Here is a 7,952-nt window from a genome sequence, read left to right as displayed (position 1 = left end):
CCTCAGGCGCGACTCTCATCGACCCCGGACTTCGATACAGGCCCTAATGCCAGAGCCGCTCCGATGGAGCAGAATTGCACTGTGCAAGAGCCGCTGCCGCTGGAGATGACAGCCGAACGCACGGGCGTGTCCATCGTCGTCCGGGTGGCCGGGGAGATCGATCTCGCCACCGCACCGGCGTTCGAGGAGTTCCTGCTGGACCAGCTCGCGCACACGCGGGCCGTGCTGATGGTCGACCTCGCCGAGGTGGACCACATCGGCTCGGCCGGCCTGGGCGTGCTGCTCGCGGTGCGCGCCGAGTGCGACCGGCGCCGCGTCGACCTCGTGTTCGGCGAATGCTCGTTCATCGTGTCGCGGGTGTTCGAGCTCAGCGGGCTGGCGTCCCACTTCCTCGGTGGCGGGGCAGGGGTCAGTCGTCCTGCTGCTCCATGACGAGGATCGCCCCGCCCGGTTCGCCCCCGTTGCCGCGCAACGAGCTGCACACCACCCGGATGCGCACGTCGCGGCCGCGCCGGTTCACCGCGCTCACCTTCACCTCGTCCATGAACGCGGCGTCGGACAGCGCCGACCGCACGACGTGCCGCAGCTCCGCGACCGGCAGACCGATGTCGAGGTTGAGCAGGTGCTCGCCCTCGGCCTCGTCCCGGCGCACGCCCCACAGCTCCTCGGCGCCGCGGTTCCAGGCCAGCACCCTCATCTGCAGGTCGAGCACGACCACTCCGGCGCGCAGTGACGTGAGGATCGACTCCAGGAACTCGTTGACGTGGTCGAGCTCCGTGCTGCGCTCGCGCAACGCGTCGTTTATGGTCTGCAGCTCGTCGTTCGTGGACTGCAGCTCCTCGTTCATCGTCTCCAGTTCCTCGTTCGTGGACTGGAGCTCCTCGTTGGTGGTCTCCAGTTCCTCGACGGTGGACTGGAGCTCTTCGTTGGTGGTCTCCAGTTCCTCGTTGGTCGACTGGAGCTCCTCGTAGGCCGACTCGAGCTGCCGGTTCGCGTACTCCAGGTCCTCCAGCAGCCGCCGGGCCGCCGTCACGTCGTGGAAGACCACCGAGACACCGAGGATCGTGTTGTCGCCGCGGACGAGCGGGTTCACGTGGATCTCGAACCAGAACGACTCGCCCGGCCCGCGCGTCCACTCGATGTCCTTGATGCGCAACGACTTGCGCTCGACCCGCGCCTGCTCGACATATCCGCGCAACTCCACCGGCCGGTAGGAGACGTCGAGGTCGCGCAGCGGCCGGCCGATGTCCTTCGACGACAGGCCGAACGTGGTCTCCGCCTGCTGGTTGATGAGCGCCACGACGTCGTCCGAGGTGACGACGACCTGGGCGACCGGGCTCGCCGAGAAAGCGTGTTCCCGCAGCTCGTCGATGCCATCGAGGTCCATCCTGCGATCGTGCACCATCGCGTGGGAGACGAAGTTGGCTGATGGCCCGTGATTCCCGCCGCCTTGCGGAAGATGCGCCGCTTGAGGTCGATGGGGTCGAAGATGCGGCTGTGACTGAGCAGCATCTCGGCCTTGCCCAGGAACAGCACGCCCTTGGGCACCAGCGCGAAGTGGAACCGGCCGAGGATCTTGGCCTGGGTCTCCTGGTTGAAGTACATCAGCGCGTTGCGGCAGACCAGCAGGTCGATCCGGGAGATCGGGGCGTCCTGCACCAGGTCGTTGCGGCCGAAGATCACCGAGCGGCGCAGGTCCTTGCGGAAGCTGTAGCGGCCGTTCTGGTGCTCGAAGTACTTGGCGGTGAGCTCGGGCGGCAGCGACTGCACGTCCTGTTCGGCGTAGCTCGCGTGCCGGGCGTGGGTGAGCGCCTCGTCGTCGACGTCGGTGGCGTAGATCTTCACCTGCTGCCGGAACCGCTCGGGGCCGACCGCCTCGGCGAGCGCGATGGCGAGGCTGTAGGCCTCCTCACCGGACGCGCACCCGGCGCTCCACACCCGGATCGGGTCGTCCGGGCCGCGCTCGGCGAGAATCGTGGGGATGACCTCCTCGCGGAGGTAGGCCCACGCCTCCGGGGCGCGGAAGAACGCCGTGACGTTGATGAGGATGGTGTTGAACAGGATGTTGAACTCCTCGGCGTTGACCTGGAGATGGTCGATGTAGTCGCCGTAGTCCTCGATCCCGATCTGGCTCATCCGGTGGCGCACCCGCCGCATCAGGCTGGTGCGCTTGTACCCGGTGAAGTCGACCCGCGCGATTCCTTCAGGTAGAGCAGCACCTGCTCGAAGTCCTCGTCGGGGGTGGTCACGCCGTCGCTCACGCGGGAAACCTACTCGTCTTTCCGTTGCCCGAGCACAGCCCACACGATCTTGCCCCCGTCGGAGGACTCGGTGCAGCCCCAGGCACGGCAGATCCGGTCGACGAGCTGCACGCCCCGATGTCCTCCCGCGTCCACCGGCGCGTCGAACAAGGTCGGTGGTGCCGGGTCGTCGTCCTGCACGGCGAGGGAGAGTCCGCTGGGCCGCAGCTCGATCCTCAGCACCGGCGCCGACCGCGCGTGCCGCACCGCGTTCTCGACCAGCTCGCTCACGACCAGCACCGCGTCGTCGCTCAGCCTCGGCAGGTCCCACTGGGCACAGGCTTCCCGCACCGCCTCGCGCGCGAGCATCGGCGCGGCCGGCGACTGCGGCAGCGACAGCCGCCGGTATCGGCGCGGCGGCGGACGTCGGGCGGCTTCGAGTGCCGCGGCCAGGTCACCGACGGCCGGGATGTACTTCGTGACGCCGCACCGGCGCAGCTCGTGCCGGTGCTTCTCGGTCTCGGTGACGAGCACCATCGGGATGTCCGGCCACTGCGTGACCCGCATCCAGACCGCGTCGAACACCGCCAGCATCGTGAGGCTCGCGCACTCGAAGCCCGGTCCGAGCCGCACCACCAGCGCGGCCGGGGTGTCCACCACGCACTTGAGCAGCCCGTCGCGCAGCGCCGCGTACGTGCTGAGGTCCAGTCGCCCGACGGGTGTCGCCACCACGACCCCGCCGTGCTCCGTCGTCTCGACGCTGAGGTCCGTCATGTGCCGGTCTCCTCGCGCACACCGCCTCGCAGCAGGTACTTGCGGAGCACCTCCGCCGCCGCCACGGCTTCCTCTTCCTGCTTGACGTACCTCTCGGCCACGAGCTCACGGCCTGCGTCGCGGGAGTGCGTCGCCATGCGCCTGGTGAGCGTGACCTTCTCGTCCAACGTCCGCAGCGCCGTCCACATGGCACGTTCCAGGCTGCCGGCGTAGGCGTCCAGCAGTGCTTCGGCGGTCCAGCCGTGGCCGACCAGGCAGCGGTACCTGGTGCCCTCACCGGGAATCTCGACCAGCGAGCCCGCGCAGTCCGGGCAGGTGAAGGTGGTGGGGGAACCGACCCGGCGAACGTCGCCGAAACCGGCCCCGGCGTCGTCACGGGACACGTCGACCTCCATGCGGAGCACATCGGACACCGGAGCTACCTCGGCCAGGTCCGCCGGTTCGGCGGCGAGCCCGGCGAGCAGTGCCCCGATCTTGGCCACCGGCAGGACGTGGTCCACGTCGACGTGGTGGAGCACGCTCTCCGGCATTCCCGAGTACACCGCGTCCGAGGGCGACTGCACGACCGCGAGACCGCCCCGGCTCTTGATGGACGCCATACCGGCGGTGCCGTCGTCCAGCGCCCCGGACAGGATCACCCCGATCACGCCCGGTCCGTGTGCGGCCGCGGCCGAGCGGAAGAGCACGTTGACGGCGGGCCGGTGCCCGTTCTCCGTGGGGCCCTTGGACAGGCGCAGCACCCCGTCCTGCACCACCACGTGGTGGTCGGGAGGCGCGACGTGGATCCGGCCGTGCTGAAGCGGCGTGCCGTCCAGCGCGGAGAACGCTCGCAACGGTCCACTGCGGGAGAGGATGGTGGGCAACGCCGACGAGCCGCCCGAAGGCATGTGCAGCACCACGACCACCGCCGCGGGCAGGTCCGGGGGCAGTTCCGCGACCAGCGTGCGCAGTGCCTCGACACCACCAGCTGACGCTCCGACGACCACCAGGTCCCGCCGCACCAGAGCTCCTCAACCTCGTCGGTTTCGGTTGGTGTACCCCTGACCTCGACTCTCACACGTCGGCGGGCCGCACGCCACGAGCCAGCTCGGTGCGCGCACGGGCGGGCGTGGTGCGGCGCATGCCCGCCTCGACGCACCGCCTGACCACCTGCGGTTGCTCGCGCATCAGCCTGAGACCGCGCCGCAGCAGCGTCGGCACCGGCTTGCGAGCCTCGGCGACGTCCCTGGCGAATCTCCTGGCGAACGTGACGGGGGCGCTCGGGGCGAGCACGACCGCGTCCTTCAGAACCCCTGCCTTCTTCGCGCCATCGACGAGGAGGTCCGCGAACAGGCCTTCCGCGATGAACGCGGGTGCGTCGCCGAGTTCGATGGTCTGGGTGCCGACCGCGCGGTCCTCGCTGATCGAGTAGACCGGTGCCTCTGTCCGACCTGTCTCGGAGAGCTCGATGACGGCTTTGAGCGCCTTTTCCGCGTCCCAGGAGTCGATCGCGTCCCAGTCCGCGCGGCCGTGCTCGTCCCGCGGCAGCTTCGGGTCGTCGCCGTCGCGGTAGAAGTCGTCCAGGCGCAGCACGGGCCAGCCGAGGTGGGCGGCGAGGGTCGACTTGCCGGAGCCGGAGGGGCCTGCCAGCAGCACGGCACGGGGGATGGGCACGAGACGCGATTTTCGCACATGACCAGCCCCGGCTGTCGCGAACATGGACCCGTGGAGCAGGCGCTAGAGTCGAACGCATGAGCGAAGGTCTGTTCGACGAGGGCCTCTTCGGCGCGACCGACGAGGAGAAGGCCGAGCGCATCGCGGCCAACGCCCCGCTGGCCGTGCGGATGCGTCCGGCCACGCTGGACGAGGTCGTCGGCCAGGACCACCTGCTCGGGCCGGGCGCGCCGCTGCGCCGTCTGGTCGAGGGCGCGACTCCGGCGTCCGTGATGCTCTACGGGCCTCCCGGCACCGGCAAGACGACCCTGGCGACGCTGGTTTCCCGTGCCACCGGGCGTCGGTTCGTGGCTTTGTCGGCGTTGTCGGCCGGCGTCAAGGAGGTGCGGGCCGTGATCGACGAGGCTCGGCGGCGGCTGGTGCGGTCCGGCGAGTCCACGGTGTTGTTCATCGACGAGGTGCACCGGTTCTCCAAGACGCAGCAGGACGCGTTGCTGGGCGCGGTCGAGGATCGGATCGTGCTGCTGGTCGCGGCCACCACCGAGAACCCGTTCTTCTCCGTCGTGTCGCCGTTGTTGTCGCGGTCGTTGGTGTTGCAGCTCAAGTCTTTGACCGATGACCACGTGCGGGCGGTGATCCGCCGCGCGGTTTCCGACGAGCGCGGTCTCGGTGGTTCCGTGGTGGTGGAACCGGATGCCGAGGACCACCTCGTGCGGCTGGCGGGCGGGGATGCCCGTCGTTCGCTGACGGCGTTGGAGGCCGCGGCGGACTCTGCGCTGGCGTCGAACGACGGCGTGGTGAACTTGCCGCTGCTGGAGTCCACTGTGGACAAGGCGGCCGTGCGGTACGACCGCGACGGCGACCAGCACTACGACGTGACCTCGGCGTTCATCAAGTCGATCCGCGGTTCCGACGTCGACGCCGCGCTGCACTACCTGGCCAGGATGATCGAGGCGGGGGAGGACCCGAGGTTCATCGCGCGGCGGCTGGTGATCCACGCCAGCGAGGACATCGGCATGGCGGACCCCACCGCGTTGCAGACCTGTGTGGCCGCCGCCCAGGCCGTGCAGCTCATCGGGTTGCCCGAGTGCGCGCTGAACCTCGCGCAGGCCACGATCCACCTCGCCACCGCGCCGAAGTCCAACGCCGTGACGACTGCCATCGGCGCTGCGATCGCCGACGTGCAAAAGGGCGCTATCGGTGCTGTGCCACCACATCTGCGCGACGGCCACTACGCGGGTGCGGCGAAACTCGGCAACGCCCAGGGCTACCGCTACCCGCACGACGTTCCGGAAGGCGTGCTGACACAGCAGTACGCGCCGGACGACCTCGTGGGCCGCGACTACTACGAGCCGACGGGCCGCGGTGCCGAACGCGCGGTGGCCGAGCGGTTGCCGCGGTTGCGCCGGGTGATCAGGGGCGAGTGATCGGCCTGGACCGCCACACGATGCCGTTCTCCTCGCGTTCGGTCCTGAAGCCTTCGCGCTCGTAGAACCGCGCCGCTCGCTCGTTCTCCCGGAAGTGCTCGACGTAGATCCTGTCCGCGTCGATCTGCTGTGCGAGCGCGTCGATGAGGCGCGGGCCGATGCCCTGGCCGCGCATGCCGGGATGCAGGTACAGCTTGTAGATCACGTGGTCGGAGTCGGTGGCGGGATCCCTGCGGCCGCGCTGCCCGACGCCGACGATCTCGTCGTCCTGGGTCGCCACGACCATCAGGTTCCTGGTGACGGCCCTGGTGATCTGCGTTTCGGTCCAGAACCTGAGCTGGTCGCGCGCTGCCTCGGCACCTATCAGCGGCGTGTAGTGGGGCGGGATGTGCTCCTCGCCGAACCGGCAGATCCCGGCGATGTCGCCGCTCGTCGCGGCCCGTATCCCGGTTGAGGTCATGTCGCATGATCGCCTCGTGGAACTCGTGCCGCACAACCCGACCGACGGCGTCTCCCAGCCACCGACGAGCTGTCGAGTACGCTCCGGTTGCGTTGAGTGACCACGCGTACACCTGGGGCTACCATGACCGACTCCCGCCCGCCGCAGCCGCCGCGGCGTCCCGACGACGAGAACGAGGACTCCGGCGGCGAACCGGCGTTGGAACTGTTCGTTCGCAACGGACACCGTGCCGAACGAGTAGGTTCGGCACGGTGACGATCAGAGACGACTTCCTCGCCACCGCCCGCATCGCGCTGGACCTCATGCGCCACCCACAGGTCGCCGAGAACTGGGACGAACCCAGTGCCCTTCCCGAGTTCGGCGTCCGCGGCCTCGTCGGCCACATCGGCTACCAGGCCCTGCCCGTCCCGCAGATGATCGCAGCACCGGTGGGCGACGAGCCGGTTGTCGGCCTGATGGAGCACTACGCGCGCGCGAACTGGACCGAGCTCGACGTTGACGACGAGTTCCACGCCCGCATCCGCGCCGGCGGCGAGAAGCTCGCCGCGGAAGGCCAGAAAGCTTTGTGCGACCGGTTCGAGCAGACGCTGACAGAGCTCGAGAAAACGTTGCCAGGCCAGGAGAACCGGCCGGTCCGGATGCCGCACTGGGGTCCGTGGGCGGTGCCGCTCGACGACTACCTCGTCAGCCGGCTGATGGAGTTCGTGGTGCACTCCGACGACCTCGCGGTGAGCGTCGGCCTCGCCACCCCGGAGTTCCCGCGCCGCGTCAACGAGACGGTGATCGACCTGCTGACCCGCATGTCGCTCAACCGCCACCAGGCCGTGGACATCGTGCGGGCCCTCAGCCGCAAAGAACGCGCACCGCAGGACATCACCGCGTTCTAGTCTCTCCCGCGAGAAATCGCTGTCCAGGTTGTGTTCGGCCTAGCGCTTGCAGATCATCAGCAGTGCCAGCTTGCCGGGCAGGACGACCTCGTCGGCGGCCACGAACCCACCCGCCTCGAACGACCTGATGGCGCGCTTGTTGCGCACATCCGGGTCCATCACGATGCGCGTGCAGTGCGGGTCGGCCTCGAACAGCGCGTCGGTGAGCCGGGGGAGCAGCGACCGCACCAGCCCGTGGTCGGTCATCGCCAGGTCGCCGACCGACAAGGTCAGCCCCAGGTCGTGAGGGCGCGCCGGGTAGCTGGACGCGACGACGTCCCGCGCCGCCCGGTACACCTCGGCATAGATCACCGGCCGCCCGTGCCAGCTGATCAGCAACGGCCGGACGTCGTCGCCCCCGAGGTCACCGGCCAGCTGTTGCTCCCACCGCGGCAACGACCAGGCCCGCCGCGCGAACGCCGCCACGTGCGGCGCCTGGTTCCACCGGTGGACGAGGTGCAGGTCGTAGCCG

The 7,952-nt window shown here is 69.4% G+C and carries 8 protein-coding genes and 1 pseudogene; 3 read left to right on the top strand and 6 right to left on the bottom strand.

The genetic code is table 11. From position 1 onward, the window contains the following. The first annotated feature begins 81 nt into the window (after positions 1 to 81). Positions 82 to 432 (top strand): STAS domain-containing protein, encoded by a 351-nt coding sequence (locus UK23_RS49450; protein ID WP_052685546.1) that lies wholly within the window; start codon positions 82 to 84, stop codon positions 430 to 432. Here the strand turns inward: UK23_RS49450 and UK23_RS55205 are convergent. The 4 genes and pseudogenes from UK23_RS55205 to UK23_RS42915 all read right to left on the bottom strand — a co-directional run bounded on the left by UK23_RS55205 (position 410) and on the right by UK23_RS42915 (position 4,667). Further along, a pseudogene (locus tag UK23_RS55205) lies at positions 410 to 2,249 on the bottom strand (CheR family methyltransferase). The gene UK23_RS49450 and the pseudogene UK23_RS55205 sit on opposite strands and share 23 nt — an antisense overlap. 21 nt (positions 2,250 to 2,270) lie before the next feature. Next, positions 2,271 to 3,014, bottom strand: a complete 744-nt coding sequence (locus UK23_RS42925) for an ATP-binding protein (protein WP_045317578.1) — start codon at positions 3,012 to 3,014, stop codon at positions 2,271 to 2,273. Then, positions 3,011 to 4,015 (bottom strand): chemotaxis protein CheB, encoded by a 1,005-nt coding sequence (locus UK23_RS42920; protein ID WP_231114938.1) that lies wholly within the window; start codon positions 4,013 to 4,015, stop codon positions 3,011 to 3,013. The genes UK23_RS42925 and UK23_RS42920 overlap by 4 nt, the downstream gene beginning before the upstream one ends. Before the next feature lie 52 nt (positions 4,016 to 4,067). Beyond that, a complete protein-coding gene (locus tag UK23_RS42915) occupies positions 4,068 to 4,667 on the bottom strand; it encodes a uridine kinase family protein (RefSeq protein ID WP_231114937.1) in 600 nt (199 codons plus the stop codon). Between the two features lie 77 nt (positions 4,668 to 4,744). Between UK23_RS42915 and UK23_RS42910 the strand changes: the two genes are divergently transcribed. Next, on the top strand, positions 4,745 to 6,094 hold the full coding sequence (locus UK23_RS42910) for a replication-associated recombination protein A (protein WP_045317575.1): 1,350 nt from the start codon (positions 4,745 to 4,747) through the stop codon (positions 6,092 to 6,094). On the opposite strand, the gene UK23_RS42905 is transcribed toward UK23_RS42910, so the two are convergent. Next, complete coding sequence (locus UK23_RS42905; RefSeq protein ID WP_045317574.1) at positions 6,081 to 6,554, bottom strand: GNAT family N-acetyltransferase; 474 nt, start codon at positions 6,552 to 6,554, stop codon at positions 6,081 to 6,083. The genes UK23_RS42910 and UK23_RS42905 overlap by 14 nt on opposite strands. A gap of 251 nt (positions 6,555 to 6,805) precedes the next feature. Here UK23_RS42905 and UK23_RS42900 point away from each other — a divergent pair, with 251 nt between their 5' ends. Continuing rightward, positions 6,806 to 7,441, top strand: coding sequence for a maleylpyruvate isomerase N-terminal domain-containing protein (locus UK23_RS42900; RefSeq protein ID WP_231114936.1), 636 nt, complete (start codon positions 6,806 to 6,808; stop codon positions 7,439 to 7,441). 39 nt (positions 7,442 to 7,480) lie between these two features. Here the strand turns inward: UK23_RS42900 and UK23_RS42895 are convergent. Continuing rightward, positions 7,481 to 7,952 (bottom strand): GNAT family N-acetyltransferase (locus UK23_RS42895; RefSeq protein ID WP_045317573.1); only part of this gene is annotated, 472 nt, incomplete at its 5' end.

The sequence above is a fragment of the Lentzea aerocolonigenes genome, from assembly GCF_000955955.1.
Lineage (GTDB): Bacteria > Actinomycetota > Actinomycetes > Mycobacteriales > Pseudonocardiaceae > Lentzea > Lentzea aerocolonigenes_A.
Note: the sequence above shows the minus strand (reverse complement) of the source record. Positions and strands in the feature narration are given on the sequence as shown.